Consider the following 21,996-nt stretch of genomic DNA (forward strand, 5'->3'; position numbering starts at 1 on the left):
TCATAAACCAATACCATATTTCCTAACAATTTAATGTTGTCCCTCCTTAATGTCGTCTTTTTCTTAAAACGTTCTATACGGTAAGCTTTAACTTTAAAAACTAAATAGCAACCTAATAATAAACAAATATTCGTATTAGAAAACACAAACACAGAATAAAAATACCAATTTGTTTACTTATAAGAATATTTGTTTTCAATATGTTAACAACAGGGCTTGTAGTCTGTCAATGATTTTGCTACTATTAGTTTCATAAAGGAAAACTTATGGAGGTGATTAGGATCGATATAGGGACTAAAATACGTGCTATTAGAAGAAGAAAAAAAATTACGATTGCGCAAATGTGTGAAGTCACAGGGCTTTCAAAAGGATTTATTAGCAACATTGAAAATAACAATACATCACCTTCTATAAATACACTAAATAACATAGCTGAGTTTCTGAAGGTGCCTTTACCTTACTTATTGTTAGAAAAGAAACAGCACATGCGTGTCGTTCGAAAAGATGAGAGAAGAACCTCATCATTAAACCATTTAAACATTGAGCATATAACCTCAAAAGGACCATTACGAATGATGATCGTTGAATCTCCACCCGGATTTGCTATTGGGGAAGAAGAGCCCCATGTACACGAAGGAGAGGAGGTCCATTTAGTACTAGAAGGAAGAGTACTTGCTGAACAAGGAGAAGACTCAATTATCGCAGAACAAGGCGATTCTTTTAGCTGGAATGCAAGTGTTCCTCATATGGTAAAAAATATTGGTGAAACAAAATCTGTCATTCTAATCGGCATTTATACAGATACAAATTTAGATAATTTGCTATAAGGTGTAGCGAGGTAAAACATAAGTACAAAATAGGCTAGCAAATAACTCTTACTAACCTATTTTTGTACGCTAATCCCCATTACCAAATCGCCTTTTCAACCCTTGTAACCAACTATTAATCTATGAATAAATTCCTTGATGATCTACTTGGTCATTAATAGGTTTATTTTGTTGTTGTCTTTTTATAACGAAGTAAACAACATATATACCTAGAACCACACCATACACAATTGATGCGACAAGATATACTGCTTGATAGGATGCAAGTGTAGCGATTAAACCAAGGATAAAGGATCCTCCTCCAATACCTAAATCAAAAAAGTTGAAGAATGAAGCCATCGCGTCCTCATGTTCATGTTCCTCTACTAAGTTCATGCACCATGTTTGAATGGCTGGGAAGATCGCACCAAATCCAAATCCATAAAATATTGCTGCGATGAAAAACATAATATCACTGCCTGCAACGTACAAGATAATCAATCCGATAATCGACAAAATGGAGCCTGGGATTAAAATAATCGATGGCCCGTACACATCGAACAACTTTCCTGATAGTAAACGAATGATGAAGCTAGCTGCGGCAATTAATAAGAAAAACAGTCCTACTTGAGTAAAACCTCTCTCAATCGCATATAAAGAAAAGAAAGACATAATTCCTCCAGCCGCAATTCCAATTAGAAAGATTAGCAGTGCAGGAAATAAAACTCGTTTCTCTAATAGTTTGAATTTCACAACAACAGTCTCTTGTTTATCTAATTTCTTTTCTTTAGGTTCTCTCTTTATGAAAATTGCCATTATAAGAGCTAAAAATAGAACTGCCATTCCTCCGAAGAATAATCTTTGAAAGTCATAAAATTCTAATGTCATAATTCCAATCATTGGTCCTACAGAGATGGCTACCGTTTCGCCAACGCCGAAATAACCAATTCCCTCGCCTCTACGTTCATTAGGAACAATTTCAGCTGCAAGTGTTGCAAAGTATGTTGTTGCTAATCCGAAGCCAGCCCCATGAATCAAGCGTATGACTAGTAACATAGAAATCGTATTTGATAAATAATAAGCACCAGTAGATAGGGCAATGATTAAGATACCAAAAATTAAAAGCAGTTTTTTATCAAATTTCGTTACAAGAAGTCCAGCAAATGGCCGGATTAAAATAGCTGATAACATAAACACTCCTGTTACTAAACCGACCTGGCTTGCTCCTCCTCCTAGTTCTGTGACAAACAAGGGAAGGGTCGGTAATAACATTTCGAAAATCATAAATACTAATGCATTCGCGACCGTTACAAAGATAAACGACACTGACCAAATCTTATTATTTATATTAGTCATTTCATTCTTTCCTTTCTTTTATTATTTAGTAGAAACTTCAAAAATGAAAAGTCCCATATCAAGCAGCAATAATAATAAGCCTTCCTGTAAGGGGAAGGTCAATAAGAAACTTGAATTTGTATTTCTGTGAGGGTGATCTTTGTTGTTATTTGAAATATAATGGTCAACAATGGTTCTTTCAATTGAGTCTCCAATTATTTGAAGATCGTTTTCTTAAAATAATCTAGTAAAATATTATAATACTGCGATGAGTAGTTATGAACCCCACTGTAATAAATGCTAGCATATATCCCTTTTTGAAAGATTGTTACTAATGGACCTTGAATACCTTCTTCCTCAGTTAAGATGAAAATAGAGTTATATTTATCAAAATTTTTATTATTAATATCATTTATGTCTACTGTAAGCCCGACACCACCAATAAAAATGGAGGAATTCATGTTCGCTAAGATCTCTAATTGCCTCATTGTGCTAAAAATTAGTAATAAATCAAAAGAAAAGACATTAACAACTTCATATTGAAAATCACATTTGCTAATGTCTTTTCTATAATTAATTTAGAAATTTGTTCTGTAACATTGATAATTACATTTCGCCAACAACCGTAAACCTTTCGTTTAAGTGCTTAGGATTCTCAATTTCATCTAAAACAGCAATTGCGTAGTCTTGATAGCTTATATAGCTTTCACCTTTTGAATTAAATAGAAGTTGGTCTTTTCCTGATTGATAGGATCCAGTCCTTTTTCCGTCTGCATCGAATTCCGCTGAAGGACTAATAAATGTCCATGTAATATCGGATGATTCCTGTAATTCTTGTAAGTTTCGGGCTTGCCCTTTAGCTGTTGGCTTAAATAAATCTGGAAAGTCAGGTGTATCGATTACTTTGACCGTTTTGTCCTCATCTACAAAAAGACTTCCAGCTCCGCCCACAATAATTGCTCTAGTATCCGTTCCCTTTAGTGCTTTAATTAAAGCACCTCCTGCATCGACGTGTGCTTGCTCTTCTCCTATAGGAGCACCGAACGCATTCACCACTACGTTAAACTTCTTTAGATCATCTGATTTAAGGTCAAAGATAGATTTTTCAATGACCGCAACATTTTTATCCAGAAGTTTTGACGCATCTCTTACAATCGCTGTCACTTCATGTCCTCGATTCACTGCCTCTTTCAAAATAAGACTTCCCGCTTTACCATTTGCACCAATGATTCCTATTTTCATTTTATAAGCCTCCCATGATTTATTGTCACCGCTCATTTATAATCCACAACAAAACTCTAACTTCTACGTGTATTAAACCTCTTTATTTAGAATATTGTTAATAATAATTAAATCTTCCTTAGACAAATTAATTTCACTTGCTTGTATATTTTCTCGGATGCGTTCTTTACGTTTTCCCCCAGGAATAACTGCATCAATACCTTCCTGAGCTAATAACCAAGCAAGTGCTAGGTTCGGAAGAATCGTTTCTTTTTGAGCAGCAAATTCTTTTAACTTGTCAACAGTATTAAGCGTTTTTGGAAACTGTTCCCCTTGGAAAAAAGGAACCGAATTACGCCAATCCTGAGCATCTAGTTTGGAATCTTTTTTAAATTCCCCGCCTAACAAACCAAAAGCTAAAGGACCGTATGGAATAAACGATATATTGTTTTCTACACAATATGGTAATAATTCCACTTCCGCTGAACGGTCCATCATATTATATGGGGATTGCAGAACGGAAATATCGCCATGTGCATTTGCCTCTTTTAATTGTTCCAGAGACACATTAGAAATCCCAATCTCACGAATCTTCCCTTCCTTTTTTAATCGGACTAACTCTCCAATCGAATCAGCAAAAGGCGTTTCATTATCTGGGAAGTGTAAATAATATAGGTCAACATAGTCTAATTGCAAACGTTGTAAGCTCTTTTCAACCGCTTCCCTTAAATAGTCAGGGTGATTATCTGTTTTGACAGAGCCATCTTCAAACCAATGTTGTGATCCTTTTGTTGCAATTACTATATCATCTCGTTTATATTCTTTTACTACTTCACCGACTAATTCTTCTGAACGACCAAGCCCATAAATATCAGCTGTATCAATGAAATTGACACCGTTGTTTAAGGCTTCTCTTACGAAGTCTCTACCTTCTTCTTCATTTAAATTTTGAAATAAGTTATGACCCCCAACAGCGTTTGTACCTAGTCCTATTACGGATACATCAAGATTTGTTTTTTTTAGTGTGCTAAATTTCACAAAATCACCTCCTTTTGTTAATAGCCTAATCATAGTATCCTCAGTTTAAGTTGACAAAATTCATAAACAAAGTTTCATATAATGAAACTATCGCTGAATACTTTGATTTAAAAATAGTAACCGACTATACTACCAACAGATGAGGTGATCATATGGCACAAAATGAAGTATCGACATTAAAAAAAGGACTTCTTGTTCTGGATTTGGTAAAACAGCGTAAAGGCATTACCTTAAAAGAAGTAATGCATGAAATCAATCTTAGTAAATCTACGGCTTTTCGAATTTTATCAACCCTAGAAGAAATGGAATATGTATATAAACTTCAAACACAATATTTTATTCATCATAAAATGTTTTGCGAAAGTTTTGAAAAGCGGTCAGAAATGGATTGGGCTTCCTTTAACTCTATTTACCAAGTAGCGAAAAATTTAAAGATGAGTACCTATGTAGGAAAAATGGACGGAAGTGATCTTGTGATGACACAAGCAATACACGCTCCATATCAACATTCAGCTGATGATGAAATTGGAAATCGTTCGAAACTACATCAATCTGCTATAGGGAAAGTAATCTTAGCTCATTTAAAAGAAGATTCTTTAGTGTCTTTACTTAGTAAACCGTCACTCGAACCCGCAACGCATAGTACTTTTCAAGATCCACATCTATTTCGTTATCATTTAAAGGCGATTCGTGATGAAGGCTATGCATTTGATGATGAAGAGCGTATTCCCGGAATTCGTTGTGTTGCCGTTCCTATTTTCCGTAATCAAAAGGTTATAGCTGCTTTAGCAGTAGCAGCACCTGTCGATCAAATCTCTTGCAGTAATATCAAGCATATTGCTAAAAAGCTACATGTAGGAAGTAAAGCCATAACAAAGGAATTTGAAACCCTCGTCAACATATAATATTTGGAGGTCAACAAAATGAAAGTAGCAGCTATTGTAGGAAGTATTCGTAAAGATTCATATAATTTACAACTAGCAAAACATATTCAAAAGTATTATGCAGAACAATTTGAAGTAGAGATTTTAGACTTGGCTCCCCTTCCAATGTATAACCAAGATATTGAATTAGATGCACCACAAGAAGTTCTTGATTTCAAAGCAAAAGTGAAAGAGGCTGATTCTGTTCTTTGGGTAACACCAGAATACAATTCATCTATTCCGGGTGTTCTAGGGAATGCGATTGATTGGTTAAGTCGAGTAGATAAAGTTATGAATGGTAAACCATCTATTATTATGGGGTCCTCTATGGGGATTTTAGGATCAGTAAAAGCGCAGATGCATTTACGAGACATCTTATTTGCGACGGGATTGAATTCTCCAGTTTTTAGTGGAAATGAAGTATATGTAGGAGCAGTTCACGACAAATTTGACACTGAAGGGAACTTAAAAGATGAATCAACGATTGCCTTTTTAGATGGAGTTATTGAAAAGTTCCAGGAATGGATGAAACAATACGTATAATATAAATATTAATTTCACACAATTCGAAGTGTTAAGAAAAGGGGAGTTCAGTATGAGTAGGTTGGTTCCAGAAATAACACTTAATGCTGGTGTTACATTGCCGTAAAAATTTCCCAATTCAGACATCTTAATTTATTAGATCTCCTTCCTTACTATCTACCTTTTTCTTGCTCTTAGAGCATGCAAACTATTAATTTTTTTATTATCAGTAGAAGTTTTCAATAAGTACTCTTGCTCGAATAAGAATACCATTCGCCTCTTATTTTTTACTGGAATACTGTAATACAGCTTAGTAGCATCTATTTCAATCCCATACATTCCAGCATAACTAACTACTAATAATACCTCCAACCATTCTTCTGAGGAATCTTCTCTCACCGCGCTTCCGGGGATATATCCTTCCCTTCCCTGGATATAATCGTTTATCCCCGGAAGAGAAAACTTTTTAAAATAAGGATTATATTGGTAATCTTCGACACTAAGTTACAAAAACCTTTTATAAGATAGCCGAATTCACAACCTATATATATATTTTACACTATCTATTGTATTTTTTTCTCCTTATCTATCAATATAGAAAATAAGATAACTATGATTTTTATTTATGGAAATGATTAAATGTTAATTACGCTTTGGTGATATTATTTCAGGATTTTCACCACCTTTAGGCATACTATTCCCGTCTATATTTTTAAAATATAGAGGTAATCCTTCACTCAAGAACAGATTAGTGGTGGCAGGATTTTGCCTTTGGTGATGTATATGCAAATGTGGTTCACTTGAACTGCCAGAGTTCCCTACTTTAGCAAGAGGAGTACCTTCATCAACGTTCTGACCATTCTTTACTAATGCCGAGTTTTGCTTAATATGACTAAGAACTAAATATGTCTCTGTTTCCTCAATTTTGATGTATATATAATTACCTATCATTGTTTCATTTTCTTCACTACCTGGAGTAATATCCTTTTCTTTATCATAAACCCCTACAATAGTTCCTTTCACAGGAGATTCAATTTCCTTATTATAAATTCCATAGTCATTAAGATTTTTACTTCCGTTTGAATATGGTTCGATTAATAAGTCATATGCCCAACGTTCGTTTGGAACGATAGCATGAGGTTGATTTGATTCAAGATCATCTCCGCCCCATCCAACTACTAGCGTTTCATTTAGAGGCAAATTTATGGAGACTGCAGGTTCTGTAGTTTCAATTTTAGCAGGGAATGCAATATGTCCAATGTTTAAAAACCAACTAAAAGGTAACGCCATTATGAAAAATAGGGCTAACATCATGAAATAATGTCTTGTGACCTTTTTACGTCTTATAAATTTCACTAATAATAGAATCACTAAAATAAAAGATATGATAATCCCTAAAATACTCCCTGCCATTATCCCCCACCAGCTTATTACACCCATTATACCTCCAATGAAAAAAGGGCATATCCATACAAATGCTAGAATGGCTGTCATTACTAAAATAACGATTCTATTAAATAGCATAATCTTCCTCCTTAATTTAAGGTTGTTTAGTAACTTTCCTATCTTTGCTCAGCAAAACTAATAAATCATTCTGCATTATTCCTACACCTAGAGACCGTATATAATATTCTAACTAATAAAATCTAAAAATGAGACCAATCCCAAATAAAAGAATTGAGATTTCCCGCTCAGTCTCTGAGACTTCTTTTGTAGTTAAAACAACCATACCAAGTAAAAAGAGATTGATCCGATATAGTATCCACTGGTCTACTTTGGCAGCGACTCGTAAAGTTCAGATTATCTTTCGTTTGCATATCCATTTAACCAATAACCCCTCCTTTCCCTATTTTACCAGAACAGCAAAGAGAAAAGGACTTATACAAAAATGGAAAAAGAGGCTTCTCACAAGTTAAATCAACTTATGAGAAGCCTCTATTATTTTGCACTCTTTGGACAGTGATCTTGTCCCCGTGTCCTAGTATCAAGGATTGGAACAGCTTATTACATCATGCCGCCCATATATTAACCTTTAAAATAATTAAAAATACTTAATAAAAACCTTGTTGTAACAACATTTATATTGTTACTCGAAACATGAGAAGATACAATCAAAAAAACTATCGGTCACTTTTCGGATACTAAAAAACCGAAAATTTAAGTCAATGTAAAGAAGGTGAGAATACTGAGTACCATTGAAGCCGACAAGATCATAAAAAAACTAGAAGAAGAAATGCATATATATCATAAAGTAACTGAGGATTATGAAAAAATCATGCAAGATCAAATAAACATCTTAAAGAATATTATTGAAAAGTACAAACCAGTAATGAAATGGTATTTAGAAAATAATGTTGTTTTTAAACATCCAGACCTGCGTATAAAAAATGAAATTGGGCCCATTTTGGGACATGATAAAAAAGAAGATAAATTGATCGTTTACTACTATGAGAAAAGAATGATAATAAAAATAAAATTTACAGCACCATGTAAGATTACAGAAATTTATTCACTTCGTGATCTAATAAGAGATGGATTTTTCTTAGATGCCCTTTCAGGATTAAAATATATCGAAGTTGGCTATTCAAAGAATATAATTAAGTTAAGAGAGTTGATGGAGGAATATAAAAAAAATTTGAAACAAATATAATTTTGTATTTATATTTTACCGTAAAGCAATCAAATAAAAATGAAGATATTTCTAAAATAGGTGATGAGATTATGGTTTTAATAATACAGAAGAACGAGACCTAGCATACCAACATGACAACGTGATATATGGGAAGGTTTCAAGTTGAAAAAGTGATTAAAGCTATTGGTCGTAGAGCTATTTCATGAGAGCTAATAAATGATAAAGGGGGTGATAATCATGACATGGCTTTCTATAACTTTGTCCAGTATTACTATTTTCTAAAATTTGATTACAATAACTCTTTTATTCATGTATAGAAGAGAAATTAAATAACTGATCATAAAAACATACTTTCCTATTAATTACAGCAACAAAGAATTTTTTACCAGAAATTGCCACTAACTTTACCACGTGAGATAGAACAGATATTTTGATGTGAGAAAGCCTATTCCTCTTTTTTATACCGAAGAATAGGCTTTGGTATTACACGATCCACCCATATCCTTTTCTATTGATTAGTATATTTGTACTGCGAAGCAAGACTTTTTTTAGTTGACCTTCTTCAACACTAGTTCTTGATTGTAGAATAATTATATTTACTCTATAAGTATCCTAATAACAAATGAATCTTCAATTTTATAACATATAACACTTATGGAAAGGTTCAAGTGTTTGTGGTCTATTATTCTTATTTACTACTCCTTATGTACGTAACGGAAATAACTGATCAAGTTCCTCGGTTAGACTTTGTATTAATTCATCATATTCTAACTCAAACAACTCAATAATTGTCTCCGTTGCAGTTAGGATTAAATAGAGGGTAGAAAACATTACCTGTTCAACGTCAGAAGAAATGTTTTTAAAATGAGAAAACCAGTTTATATCTGTAATCATTCCTTCTTCATTGGTCTTTACAAATTTATTTATTAAGGTCGCATTAGTATGTACATAACTATTTAAAACTCGATAAGCATTTTGGTAAATCATCTCTAATCCTGTCATTCTAGCCAGTACTTCATTTGAAGGAAGTTCTTTTATCCCTTCGAGGTCAATCATTTCTTTCAGGTTATCTATCTCTTCTTTATTAATTGTGCTATGTACCTCATCACTAAAGACACCTTCATTAGCATTATGAATTGAATTTAATAACTTTAACCGTTCTTTTTCAGAAGCCTTGTGGTAATCTAATGCATTTTCATAGCTCATTGAAATATATTTAAGCCTTAATGTTTTTTCTAGCAAACTTCTTAGTAATATATTAGAGTCCACAATTAGACCTTTAGATGTCAGTATGTATATTGAATTAAAACTCTCTAACAAAGATACATACAAACTGGCTGCTGTAATTTCTTGAGCATCCTTATGATGTATATTTAGCTTAAATTTCATTGAATGGCCTAATATATTTAGCCTTCTGGCAATATCAAAATATTTATTGTGATTATGTAAGATCTCCTTTTCTATATCATTCATCTCTTCTGAGAGATATCCTTCTTCATTTATACCCATGATAATAATCCCCCCATCAAATTCTAAAATTATAAATTCTTATTATGAAACTCAGCTTCGCCTTCATTTCTAACTATATGTTTTTCTCATTTTGCTCTTTATCGAACTTAACAACTGATCCCAATCCATTTCTAAAACTTCTAGATCACAATGAAGTTGAGACATTTGTAAAACAGTAGTCTGATTTGAAGTTTCCTTCATAATGATAATTAACACCGTTGTGTTACCATATATATCACAATAATAAGCAGCCTTATCAACATCCCCTAAAAAAATTTTTCTTTCATTCTCTAGAATATAAACTAAATCACCTTTTTCATTTTTTATACTTAAATCAGGACTATATCCTTTTATTAAGTTCTTATCGTTTGACTCTATTATTAATTTTCCAACACAGTGATCAAGGTTTTTAAATACACTATCAGTCAATTCTAGACTTTGTATATTTAATTCTTTCATATTTATAAATTCCCCTTCATAATACTAGCACTTTAAATTTGCACATTTAGCAAACTGTTGTTGTTTTATTTCAGCGGTCCTCATTTTAATTTATTCTAATTTTTATGCCTTTTTATCGAAGAAAAATTTAAACCTTGCTCCTACGGATTGAACTGCTGCCCATGTGTTCATTAGAATATAATCTATTTGGATAATTTCAGGCGCTTGTGCTACCCCAAGGTTTTTCTGTCTCTTGTATTCTTGTAAAGAAAACATCTTAGCAGTAAGTCCCCATACATAAGTGATTGAATCTGGAATTCGTTGGTATTCTTTTATTAAATTCCAAATTTCAGTAGCATCTCCTGTACCTTTAATAACACGATTTCTTGTTACCTTTTCTCGTTTCCAATCGTTATTCCAAGTTTCTAAGTCATCTGGATCACGATTACTTTGCGGATGTACGTAATCAAGATTCTTTATTATTTGAGAGCAAATATCCTGAAAGACTGAAGCTGAATATTTTGCTTTTTTTGCCTTACAATGTATGAAATATATCCTTTTATTATCTGTATCTAAACCAACAAAGTCTGCTATTTCAGTGTTTAAATCAGTACAAATTAAATATTTCATATCTGTTAGCGCCTTCTTCAATTCACTATCTTCTAATTCAGCACCTAAAGATGAAACTAAATAAAACAAGGATTCCTCGGTCCATTCTTGTCTAACTTCTGTTAAAGTTCCCTTTTCACTATTTATTATCTTATCTTCTTTTAGTTGATACTCATTAAAGATAGGATCTAAATAATTTGCTTCAGTTGGTATTTCACACTTAAAAAATTCATTCCTATAATAAATGTGTGCTCCATCGGTTGTAACTATATGAAAATACTGAAATCGGTTTAAAAAACTGATTAGAGTTTCATTTCTTATGGTAAATTCCTCATTTTCAAAATATGTAATTTTATAATTGTTAACGTTGGCATTGTCTTCAAAAGCTAATTTATATTTTTTTCCGTCAAAAAAAAGATTTGTTTGGATTTCTCCCTGTCCAATCTTTAAGACAAACTTATTATCTTCTATCCTATAATTCTCGTCTTTCACTTGTACCTTTTCCTCATTGCTGTCAACTATGTATCCATCAAACTCACTCAGATTAAATGTTATTAATATTGGCTGAGTCCTTTCTGGAGTATCAACAACGGGTGCATACCGCGTAAAAAAGTCATTTATCTGACCATCTTCAATTTTAATTTTGTCTGCTATCTCTTTTATCCAATCTAAATAATCTATCAGTAGCACATAACTACTACTATCGGATACCCTACTATTTGAAAAGCCAATATACCTTCGATTTTTAGAATTATCTTCTTCAACAGTCCCTGTAATCGTGGTACAAAAATTGTATTTATCAGTAAAATCAGGGGCCATATTTTTCATATTTCTAGCATTAATAACTCTTCGGTGGATGTTATTTTGACTTATTAGCCCATTTTTTAAGGTTACTTCAGTAAATTCAGTACTGTCATTAAATAAATATTGTAGCTTACTATTACTTACAGGCTCTGCTATTTCAAGAATGCAGTTCGGTATGTAGTTATTAGTATCATAAAAAAATAAAAAACTTTCATCAATCCATAAGAAAAACAGTCCGAGTTGAACCTCAACAAAAGACTCAGTACTCAATATTGATGAGTTGCTATACTTACTGTAAATATAAATTCCTTTATCCTCGTTCGGATCTTTATGCTCTCTAAGAACAAATTCATTTGAATGTTCCTTTTGTTTAACTATCTGATGATATAAAACATCATAGTCAAAAGTAGTTCCTTCCTTTAACGAGAAGATGTTCACTCTTAACGGCATTTTATAGTACAATTTTGATTCATCAAAATCGTACTCAGTATCGAGATTTAATTTCTTTAAAAATCTGTTTGAGCCATATATGTAATCAGGTTGGTTAGATAGGAAATCATTGAAGTGATTTTTAAAATTTATTATAGGCAGCTTATTTTCTTCTGCATTATTCGTTTCAAAATCAATGTAAGAGTTCCATTCAACCTCTTGAGAAGAATCCTCTGTCCTAGCCACTACCCAACTATTTTTCAGGGACGTAGCATTATTATCTATTCGCAACACTCTACCGATTTGTTGTATTAATGACCTTGTATTATTAAAAGAACCATAGATTGCTAAAATTGCAAATTTGCTATCATCTATACCTTCTACTAATTTATCTTGAGCTAGCCAATAAATAGCATCATTATTCCTTGGGACAGTCTTGAACCTATATTTATCATCTTTAGTATCTTTAAATTGGTCATGTATTCCAACGGCATTCTCTTCTTTTTCAAATAGATATTCAATTCCAATATTTAGGTCCTCGAATGTTTGAAAACGTATTATTACTTTTGGCTCATAATTATTTTCATTAATAAAATTCCATCTTAGTATAGTGACTTGATTAATAAAATCATGAATTTTCTCCTTATTTGAAGAGAAATTTTCTTGATCAATAAATTTAAAATAAGGAACTCTTATCATTTCTTCGTCAATGGCTTCTTTTATTGAATAGTTATAATAATAAGTTTCATCAATGGTAAATATTTGATAATCATTTCTAATTGGTGTCGCAGTAAATAAAACTGTTTTTGTTCCTATACTTCTAATTGTATCACTCCACGTGTTTGCCGGCTCTTTGTGTCCCTCGTCAAATAATATTAAATCAATGGAATCTTTTAGTGAATTGAACAATTCAGGTTTTTCAGCTTTCATTTTTGTTAAACCTTGAATTGTGGAGACATATACTCTTTTTTCAGCTCTCTGATTAAGGATTTCATCAACATTATTTGGATATAGCTCATATATGGACTTACCGTGGTAAACATCAATGTTCATTTTTTTCCATAATTTTTCATTTAGTTCATCATATAAATGATCTCGGATTGCAGAGGAAGGTGAAACGACCAACACATTGTTACATCCACTAATAAAGCAGGATAAGACACCTATTACAAATGTTTTTCCGGTTCCTGTCGGCATCTTTATTAAAGCCTGGTCAGTTGAATCACTTTTTATATATTTTAATGAGGTTTCTATAGCGTCTATTTGATACTTACGCAATCGTGAACTTAACAAAGAGCGTTTTTTCCATTTAATTGAACTCAACGTCAACCATCTCCTTATAATACTCTTATCTCACTCAAGAATTCTGCTTATTGTCGCTAGATTATTCAATAACTTTTTTAGTGAATAGTAAGAAACAAATATGAAGAGACAATCACTTTGACCGTAATCGCCTCTTAAGATAAGTAATTTTTTAAACAGTATCGTTGCACTCCGTAATAAAGATTGCATTATTCCCGTTCCAACTTCCTCTAATTCAATCATAAACAATCTGTTTTGCGTCAACTACATTTTCCCAAAAAATATCTTATTTTAAATGGAGACCACTGAAAAAGTCAATTTACCGACGATATTCTAACCTAAAATATCTGATTATCTAACTTCTTACAATAAAGGGATAAAAACCAACTTTTGATCACGATATAGCCCCTAAATATCTTAATAACGAGCCTATAAATCCTTAAGAAAATCACTTTTCATACTTGAACTTCTTCCCACATATACCTAACTTCTTTTAATTTAGAATAGCTTAACTCTTCAACTATTGCAGTTAAATCTCTTGAGATACTAATCTCATTTTGAATTAATTTATAATAATATTTTCTTATTAAAATTGATAAACTGTAAATAGTATCAATTAGCTCTCTGTTGGATTCATTAAAAGACAAGTCCAATTTATCTATACTTTGCCTAAAAGCTTTAATAATTCCACTTCTATAGTGCTCTTGGATAAGAAGTGGATGATCAATTACAGATATCAATTTGGAGATAACCATGCTACTTCTCGATAAATCGAAGTACTTCAATGAATTGATTAATTCAGTAAGATGATTTGAAATTTTTACATTATTCACAGATTTTTTCTCAAACACCAATAAGAGATTAATTACATTCATTGCCTGACCTAACTCATCCCTCTTGCCAATTATTGCTCTGTTCATAAGGTTATCAATATCTGCTTCAACACTTTCATCTTTAATTACTTTTTCTATGATATCTATAGAGGTAGTTGTAACATTATTATCCTGTAAGAGGTTCCTAACATTCTTTACTTCAACTACTACATCGTTAGTATATACTTCTGACAAATATGCTTGAGCTACAAGCATTGCAACAAAATCACCTAACTTAATAAATCTCTTTCTGCCTTCTTTTTCAGTTCCGAAAATATCAAGCTTCAATGTTAGTACTCTTTTTTCGTTATCCAAATATTCATAGATGTACTTAATTATTTTTATAAAAAAATCACTTGTCCATGTAAACTCATATGAGACCATTCCTTTTTTGCCAAAATCAGATACAATTCTAAAGCATTCTATATATTCATTTATAGGGTCATCAATTGTCGCTATCCCCGAAATTAATCCCTCATTTACCGATCTAATAAATCGTGGATTTTCTAAAAAGTTCTTATAAAGGTTTTCGAGATCAACATTATCGGGATAGGGTAAATTGTCCCATATCGAGGCATAGAAGTTACTAGTTTTAGGGAATCCTAAATCACTTCTTTGTCCCCAAAGGGCTTCGGTAATTTTACTCTCATATTTATCAAGTGTAGCAACTGATTTAATTAATATAATTTTGGCAATACCCTTATCTCTAGTTACTCCATCACTTGATTCAATTTCATCAACAACTTTGTTGAAAATACCATCTGATAATTCGATATGATGGTCAATAAAAGCATCAATATTAAGAAATTCCGTTAGAAAATGGAATGGAATACTATCTGATGACAATAATTCAGGAAGATATTGTGAGAAAATATCTGTACTCATTGAAAATCGAATTCTACTAAAGAATTCTGTAAGTCTTCTTGAATCAAGGTCATCTAGCAGTTCTCTTTGTTCTATTATTTTCTCGCTCAAGTTGATTACTTTATCATCCTCCATTACGATGGAGAACCTTGATAGAATATCATAAATTGTTTCTTGCGTAATTATTCGGTTCCTTCTTTTAAAACTTTCTTCAGAATTAAATTTATCAACAAGCTTAAATAGCTGTTCGGAAATAGTCTCAATCCATCTTACATCCGATGATACTATCAATTCCCTTGTGAAGAATGCGTTTATAATCTTCATATCATTGGTACGGATTATTGATGACCATTTCCAAGTTGGAATTGAGCTTGTTGGAATTATCCCCTTTAAGGCCAATGCCAGGATTTCTTTATGATCACTAAAAGTATTCGGTAAACATAATAGATCCTGAAACATTACATATTTTAAAGGCTTAGATACAGCATCCTGTTCTTTTTTGGTTGCTGTTCCATAACTTACTTTGTATGTACCCGGATTGAAACCTGGTTTTTCACCCCTTGATTCATTGTAAGCAAGTAGAAGAGAATTACTGACATCATTTTTTATTTGATTGTATATATTTCTTACGTTATAGCTATTTGAATAATACTCTTTATCCGAGAAACTATCATCAAAAGATTCCCTTCCAGACATCAAAGATCTTGCACATAAATTTAGATATCCTTTGAGTGAAGCAGTTTTATGCTCAGAATACTTCTTCTGGGCCAGAGCCGCTGAAGCTTTTCTTAATAGTTCTTTTCCCTTTTCATCTTCTCCAATTTGCTTATATAAAAAAACCTTTTTCAACTGTATATCTAAGGCGATACTATGATTGATTCTCTCAATTTCCTCAGCAGCTTGAGTGTAATCAAATGATGCAATAAGGAACTTACATTTCTCTATCAGCAGTTCTTCTTTAGAATAGCCATCTAGATTCGATGATGCCTTCTCTATTTTTGACAACGAGTGAATATAATCTTGATCCCTGCCATCTATCCGGTACATTTCCAATAAATAGAGAGCTACGTCAACCCATGATGCAAGAAGAGACTTTTCAGTTTTCAATTTATCTTCATTAAATGCATCAATCAAGAATTTCACTTTATTAGCTTCTGGATCCTCCAAAATTGAGTAGCCTCGCCTCAATAAATACACAATCTTTGATAATGTATTAATTTGCTGGATACTCGGTTCTAACTTAAGTAGTCCAGTGAAGTGATCTTTTAACGAGTAGATGAATCTATCTGTTTCATGGGTATTTGGGAAAGCCAAGTAGCCATTTGTCTTATCCTTCATTCTAGATAAAAATTCTTCCATAGTTTCAAAATATTTATTATTAATAGATTTGTGAAAATCTTGTTGAGACTGCATGTTCTTATAAGGAACTGGTTCAAAGATTTTATCTTTTACTTGCCCATACTCAGTCAACTTATTTAAAAAGGCTTCTAAAGCTTCATGATGTCCCACATTGTTTTTCTCATCGAACATATCCCCAATATCTATAATTGTTATGTTCTGGTTCTCAAGTGTCATTTTCTCGGAAGAACTCATGTTTTGAAATAAACCAACTAAATAAATAGCAGGACAGTTTTCTCCCATATTGTCCCTAAGCCACCCAAGCCAACTCAGAAAGTTTGGATCATCTCCAGAAAATCCGATTAAACATAATTGTGTTTCAAGCATGGCTTGTTGTACTGTATTTACAAGTGGTGCATATTGAACTGGATAGGTACGATAATCCTCTTCACATATAATGTAGTTTTTTGAACTATCGACACTACCGTGAAGTTTTATTATTCTTGGATGGGTGCTTCCTGGCAGATCATTTTGATTTGTTAGGATTTTGTAGTTGAATTTCACGTTAATCTTATCGATAGTTCTTTCCAATAAAGTATCGTAATTGGTGGTGAATACATCCCTCCAATTCAATGAAAGGAGCTTCTTGTGCAGATCGCCTGGAATGTACTTATCGTCATTGATGTTGTTTTCAATGAATTTGTTAAGTTTATTTCTTCCAAAAACAGATTTGAACTCTTCTGCTAATTTCAATACATTTTTTCCTGAAGTCTTCTTGATCTTTTGAATTTTCCAGTCTTTAATGTCTGCTTCATTTCTGGGTTTCTTATATAACACTTCAAACATAGATACTGCAAGTTCTTCCCAATTTGGGGCAGAAGTTTCATCATCAACTACATCAGCATTCTTTGAAAATCCTGCACCTACCATGACTGATGCAGCACCATGTAACGCTGGATCATGAAGTCTCTTAGCAATATCTTCAATGTATGAGTAAATCAGTGTTTCGCTCAAATTATTGCCTCCATTCCAATAAATATTTCTTCCATTATTTAGTTCGACTACATTTTATCATATGGTATATACATGAACCACTTAACATCGTTAACGAAACTACCTCCTGCTTTAAAGTGGAGCTTAGTCATATATATATAAATGTCCAGAATATAAACTAGCAAACACAGTAACCATGACAATTTTAGCGGATTGTATATTTCAAGGTGTTTTTTCATTTTATATGGTTTTCAAACATAATTTAAATTGAGTTATCCTAAAAACCAGACACCAACACCTCTAAATAAAAACAAGTAGCAGAAAAACTTCACTTACTTATAGTGCGTATAATTTCAGATAATTTGAAAAACATAACCCAATTTCAATAGACTTTGCTGATTCTTCTTCATTAATTCGGATCGACTCTGTTGCGCAGTAAGAGTCAACTATGCAATACCAAGGTAAATCTATCTTAGGCATAGCATTAAATGCAAAAAAATATTCTTTGGTAAAGCTTCTGTCATCTACTGGTACAATCTTTGGCACTCTGTGGTAAAAAGTTCGAATACTTCAAAAATTGTCATAATTAAAAATCGAAGTATACTTTTAAATGTTCCATTCATCTAGTATTACTACCTTGTAATTTTCAAAATCTTGGTCTGTTGGTTGATCATAATTAAAAATTATATCAATTAATCCATCATAAAAATAATCTTCATTATCCAAAATAATTTGATTATGTTCTTCAAGACGCTTAATAAAATAGTGATATGTTTCTCTTGTATTAAATAAAAGACACATGGAATTCATACTATTAATAAAATCATTTTCTAAATTGAATTTAAAGGAATCAGGTACTCTCCATTCACGTTCATGTCTCCAATCTATTATTGTTGTTTCTAAATCATATGAAATAGCAGGTTTACTCCATCCCCAAAAAAGTTTTCTATATAAGGGTCTCTTCGTTTAAGATTAAGATTTACAATTCTCCAATATTCCTGTTCGTTAAGATTTAAAAGTTTCTTAGCCTTTTCTTTTTCCTCATATATTACAGGGCGACCATTATTCTCATATATATAGAATGGATCAAAACAAATTCCTACTCCACAGTATCGTATTGGTGCTCTTCCTTTACTTTCAATAAATTTAATAATATTATCTTCTACTGTGCTTCTTATAGAATCAAAAGGTAACTCTTGAAAACAAGTAGCTTTCCTAGGACCAATTATAAATCCTGACTGTGTACTACTTCCCCATATCTCTTGTTCAGCCAAAATGTTTATTAAGTTATCTACTGCGTTACGATGAATCATTCTATCCTTTTCCCATTTTTTTAAGTTTGATTTTAGTATTTGCTCTAAATCTAATTTACTTGGTTTGGTTAAATGCGTTATATATCTTGGCAAATCATTTCTTTTTAAAATTCTTTTATTCCAAGAGATATAGCTAGCCCCTTTATTATCCCCTTTAACTTGTTCTTCTTTATAATTATTAAAATTCAATGAATTATCTCCCATCATATTTTTTAACATTCTGTTCTTAGTGATATTAAAATTATAGCTTTATAAAGTAAAAAGATTTGAGTATGTCACTTTAGACGCTATCTTGCACCTGTTTTAATTGAAATTTTGCATGTAGAACATAATCAAATCTCAGATATTTTGTAAGCTAAGTGGAATTATAAAAAGTCGAATTCTTTATGGTAAGGTTCGACTTTTTATAATTCCACTTAGCTTATTCAATTAAAGCACCTTTACTTTAAGTACATTTCTTTCGGATTCACAAAATCTTCTGTATAAAAGATTTCAGTTTAATGCAGAATCGTTGAGTTTTACTATAAAATAATTAGCTAATTTGTTTTTGGCCTTACTCATTCAAAATTCTCACTCAATTGTTATACACATGGCTGTTTTCGCAATCTTTTTAGTTGAATAATTAATTTCTCTACTTATCTTGTTGTGTGTTTCTTAGTTCATCATATATACAAAAATCATCATTTATCTTAATTGCTACCAGAATAAACAATCGTAAAAAAATAAAGTAGTTCTGATTATGTATTCTGTCATCATTGTTCGTATAAGGTTGCGTATGGCTATACTTATTCCTTAAATCTAATCCATTATTAAACTGCGATTTGTTAAGAAAGTAATTAATATAGTCCTGCTCTGGTCTTGAAAAAAGTGAACTCTCAAGTTGAACAATATCTCTTTCCTCAAGCTTATCAATTATTCCCCTTCCCCGTTCTGAATATTTCCAATAATTTATTACTTCATTGAAATATAAGTCCATTAAAATGTTAATAAGTAATTTATCAATAAAAACAATTTTTCCTTCTTTATTAATTGATAAATATTCTTGATCAACTAGCCATTTGATATTAGAAGCATCATAATCTGAATAATCATTAATTTTAACTCGTTCTTGAGATAACAAATCATAAAAGTTATGATAAGTTTCATTAGAACTTTCCAAATAACCTAACCCACTTTGATCAGAAAACAGTAAGTGCGTTGCAGTTTGGAATTCCTCTCCATTACCATAAACATATTTTTTTTCAACTAAGGAAGGTATGTATTTGTAAATTAAATGTTCAGAGCGAATCTCAAGTAAATCAAAGTCAATTTCTCCTTCTTCCACAAATAGAGAAAATTGTTTCAGAACCGACTCCATTGCAGGCATAATATTAGAACATTTTTCTAGCATAGTAGATTTCGTTGATGGCATATTTAGTTTGAAATTTCGAGCATTAAATTCATCAGAAAGGTACTCGTTAAAAGAACCACTCGACAAGTTCTTCTAATCTAATTCCTAAACCAAATAAAACATTGTAGTAACCCGTTAATTGAAGTAGTGATAAATCATTTCTTTGTTCATATTCTATCCCTGTTTTATAAGCATTTTGAGATGTAGTAAATATGTATCTTTCAAATACACCCATGTTGTTAAACTTATTTACAAGAGTAAACCTCATGTGTAAGTCCACAAATTCAAATAAATATATAAAATTATTTAAAAGCGTAGAATTATCCATATTTTCTTTTATCCATTTTATACTGTAACTCGCATTCAATTCATGATTTTTCATTTCGAGACTGACATTTTCTTTCTGCGACTCAGAAAATTCTACTTTTGTTGCCATTTCTATACCAGAATTCTCTTTAAAGAATTGTTTTTCTAAATCTTCAACTTTTCTTTTTGCCTTCAGCAAAGTTTTAGGAGATATTTCAAGCTTATCTTTACTACTTTGAATATTAACAATAAGCCGTAAATAATTTATGTTTGGTTTTTCACTTTCAATGTAGCTATTAATAATGTATTCTTTGTCTTCTTTAATTAATTCTTTTGGAAAAAATAGTGGGTCCGGTTCACTTATATGCCTCATTTCAAATCTATCTAACAATAATTCAGCAGATGAAGCATCTTCTAGCATATAATCTCTAATTATGGCACCAAAGTGTTCTGTAATTCTTTTGTGTTTTAATAATTCATACAGTTTTACTTCCATCGTTTTAATTAGCTCACAAAATTTAACTTCTGTGATTTTTTCATAGACTTTAAACTTGTCTATCAATTCCCAAAAATCATCTTTATAACTTATGTCTACATCCTCATATCTCTTTATCATAGTGTCTTCATTAATAGCTTTTATACACTTTGCTACCATTCCAAAACATGAATTTACTGTATTCTGGTAACCCTTAAACTCGGCTGTTGTCCAATCAGTTAGAAAGACTTTATTATCAAAATATTTTTTTATATTATAAAGTTCAATTATGTCATTAAAATCTTGTATTTCTCTTCCTGTTTGGTATTCTTTTATCACTTTTTCACTATTTCTCAAGCTATTACCATACATTAGATCATTAATAGAATAAAACTTAACCCTTCTCATTTTTAAACCTCCAACAACTAAATTTCATTTTATAGACATAAATAACTTTCAAGAAAATCTATCTCATATGGTAAAAAGTATGACTTTCTAATCAAAACTAAAAATATATATTCCTAAGATTAAAAAAAGGGTCCACATTATGTTAAATTTACGAGCTTGTCTTTTTTTACATAAATATATTTTATCATTTTTGTAACTACAATTGTCTAATTTTCCATAAAATTGTATATATCCCACAACTAACTAGAAACGCTGTATATCATTTAAATTTATTACTCAAAGAAAAAGAGTGCGATAACAGTATTTTTCGCACTCTAAAGTTCAGGTTATTTAGCTATCTATCCAGTTGCTACACAGGGTAAGTCCAATTACATTCACTCTTAATGAAGGCTGCATTGTTTTTAAATTAATATCCTATATTTCCCCACACTTTTAAAGTCCACCTCTTTTATACCTGTATTAACCTTAA

18 protein-coding genes are annotated in these 21,996 nt (G+C 31.6%); 4 read left to right on the forward strand and 14 right to left on the reverse strand.

Going from position 1 to position 21,996, the window contains the following annotated elements; translation table 11 throughout:
• Positions 1-281: 281 nt before the first annotated feature.
• Positions 282-827, forward strand: coding sequence for a helix-turn-helix domain-containing protein (locus tag GHT08_RS10270; RefSeq protein ID WP_163581353.1), 546 nt, complete (start codon positions 282-284; stop codon positions 825-827).
• A 120-nt stretch (positions 828-947) separates the two neighbouring features.
• Here GHT08_RS10270 and GHT08_RS10275 read toward each other — a convergent pair whose 3' ends face one another.
• From GHT08_RS10275 to GHT08_RS10290, 4 genes are all read right to left on the reverse strand, one after another.
• Positions 948-2,162, reverse strand: a complete 1,215-nt coding sequence (locus GHT08_RS10275; protein WP_163581316.1) for an MFS transporter — start codon at positions 2,160-2,162, stop codon at positions 948-950.
• Positions 2,163-2,356: 194 nt separating this feature from the next.
• Positions 2,357-2,602 carry a hypothetical protein gene (locus GHT08_RS10280; protein ID WP_163581317.1) on the reverse strand — a complete coding sequence of 82 codons (246 nt, stop codon included), beginning with the start codon at positions 2,600-2,602 and terminating at the stop codon, positions 2,357-2,359.
• A 145-nt stretch (positions 2,603-2,747) separates the two neighbouring features.
• Positions 2,748-3,383 (reverse strand): NAD(P)-dependent oxidoreductase, encoded by a 636-nt coding sequence (locus tag GHT08_RS10285; protein ID WP_163581318.1) that lies wholly within the window; start codon positions 3,381-3,383, stop codon positions 2,748-2,750.
• A gap of 72 nt (positions 3,384-3,455) precedes the next feature.
• Entirely contained in the window at positions 3,456-4,400 is a 945-nt protein-coding gene (locus GHT08_RS10290; protein ID WP_163581319.1) for an aldo/keto reductase, read from the reverse strand.
• A gap of 152 nt (positions 4,401-4,552) precedes the next feature.
• Here GHT08_RS10290 and GHT08_RS10295 point away from each other — a divergent pair, with 152 nt between their 5' ends.
• Positions 4,553-5,305: an IclR family transcriptional regulator gene (locus GHT08_RS10295; protein WP_163581320.1), complete on the forward strand. Its 753-nt coding sequence runs from the start codon at positions 4,553-4,555 to the stop codon at positions 5,303-5,305.
• A gap of 18 nt (positions 5,306-5,323) precedes the next feature.
• Positions 5,324-5,866, forward strand: a complete 543-nt coding sequence (locus GHT08_RS10300; RefSeq protein ID WP_163581321.1) for an NADPH-dependent FMN reductase — start codon at positions 5,324-5,326, stop codon at positions 5,864-5,866.
• 156 nt (positions 5,867-6,022) lie between these two features.
• Here GHT08_RS10300 and GHT08_RS22175 read toward each other — a convergent pair whose 3' ends face one another.
• Complete coding sequence (locus GHT08_RS22175; protein WP_238343544.1) at positions 6,023-6,244, reverse strand: hypothetical protein; 222 nt, start codon at positions 6,242-6,244, stop codon at positions 6,023-6,025.
• A gap of 243 nt (positions 6,245-6,487) precedes the next feature.
• A complete protein-coding gene (locus GHT08_RS10305) occupies positions 6,488-7,369 on the reverse strand; it encodes a M23 family metallopeptidase (protein ID WP_163581322.1) in 882 nt (293 codons plus the stop codon).
• 751 nt (positions 7,370-8,120) lie between these two features.
• On the opposite strand from GHT08_RS10305, the gene GHT08_RS10310 reads away from it, so the two are divergent.
• On the forward strand, positions 8,121-8,495 hold the full coding sequence (locus GHT08_RS10310; protein ID WP_163581323.1) for a hypothetical protein: 375 nt from the start codon (positions 8,121-8,123) through the stop codon (positions 8,493-8,495).
• Between the two features lie 684 nt (positions 8,496-9,179).
• Here the strand turns inward: GHT08_RS10310 and GHT08_RS10315 are convergent.
• The 8 genes from GHT08_RS10315 to GHT08_RS22040 form a co-directional block, all read right to left on the reverse strand.
• Complete coding sequence (locus tag GHT08_RS10315; protein ID WP_163581324.1) at positions 9,180-9,986, reverse strand: DUF5677 domain-containing protein; 807 nt, start codon at positions 9,984-9,986, stop codon at positions 9,180-9,182.
• Positions 9,987-10,055: 69 nt separating this feature from the next.
• On the reverse strand, positions 10,056-10,445 hold the full coding sequence (locus GHT08_RS10320) for a hypothetical protein (protein WP_163581325.1): 390 nt from the start codon (positions 10,443-10,445) through the stop codon (positions 10,056-10,058).
• A 102-nt stretch (positions 10,446-10,547) separates the two neighbouring features.
• Positions 10,548-13,589 carry a DEAD/DEAH box helicase gene (locus GHT08_RS10325; RefSeq protein WP_163581326.1) on the reverse strand — a complete coding sequence of 1,014 codons (3,042 nt, stop codon included), beginning with the start codon at positions 13,587-13,589 and terminating at the stop codon, positions 10,548-10,550.
• A 434-nt stretch (positions 13,590-14,023) separates the two neighbouring features.
• Complete coding sequence (locus GHT08_RS10330) at positions 14,024-17,656, reverse strand: SIR2 family NAD-dependent protein deacylase (RefSeq protein WP_163581327.1); 3,633 nt, start codon at positions 17,654-17,656, stop codon at positions 14,024-14,026.
• 585 nt (positions 17,657-18,241) lie between these two features.
• Complete coding sequence (locus GHT08_RS10335) at positions 18,242-18,436, reverse strand: hypothetical protein (RefSeq protein WP_163581328.1); 195 nt, start codon at positions 18,434-18,436, stop codon at positions 18,242-18,244.
• A gap of 98 nt (positions 18,437-18,534) precedes the next feature.
• Positions 18,535-19,137, reverse strand: coding sequence for a hypothetical protein (locus tag GHT08_RS10340; protein ID WP_163581329.1), 603 nt, complete (start codon positions 19,135-19,137; stop codon positions 18,535-18,537).
• Between the two features lie 442 nt (positions 19,138-19,579).
• Positions 19,580-20,425 (reverse strand): hypothetical protein, encoded by an 846-nt coding sequence (locus GHT08_RS22035; RefSeq protein WP_202882527.1) that lies wholly within the window; start codon positions 20,423-20,425, stop codon positions 19,580-19,582.
• The gene (locus GHT08_RS22040) at positions 20,406-21,527 is read right to left on the reverse strand and encodes a hypothetical protein (protein WP_202882528.1); all 1,122 of its coding nucleotides are present in this window, start codon (positions 21,525-21,527) and stop codon (positions 20,406-20,408) included. The genes GHT08_RS22035 and GHT08_RS22040 overlap by 20 nt, the downstream gene beginning before the upstream one ends.
• Positions 21,528-21,996: the final 469 nt, after the last annotated feature.

Origin of the sequence: Gracilibacillus saliphilus, from assembly GCF_010994085.1 — a bacterium.
Classification (GTDB): Bacteria; Bacillota; Bacilli; order Bacillales; family Amphibacillaceae; genus Gracilibacillus; species Gracilibacillus lacisalsi.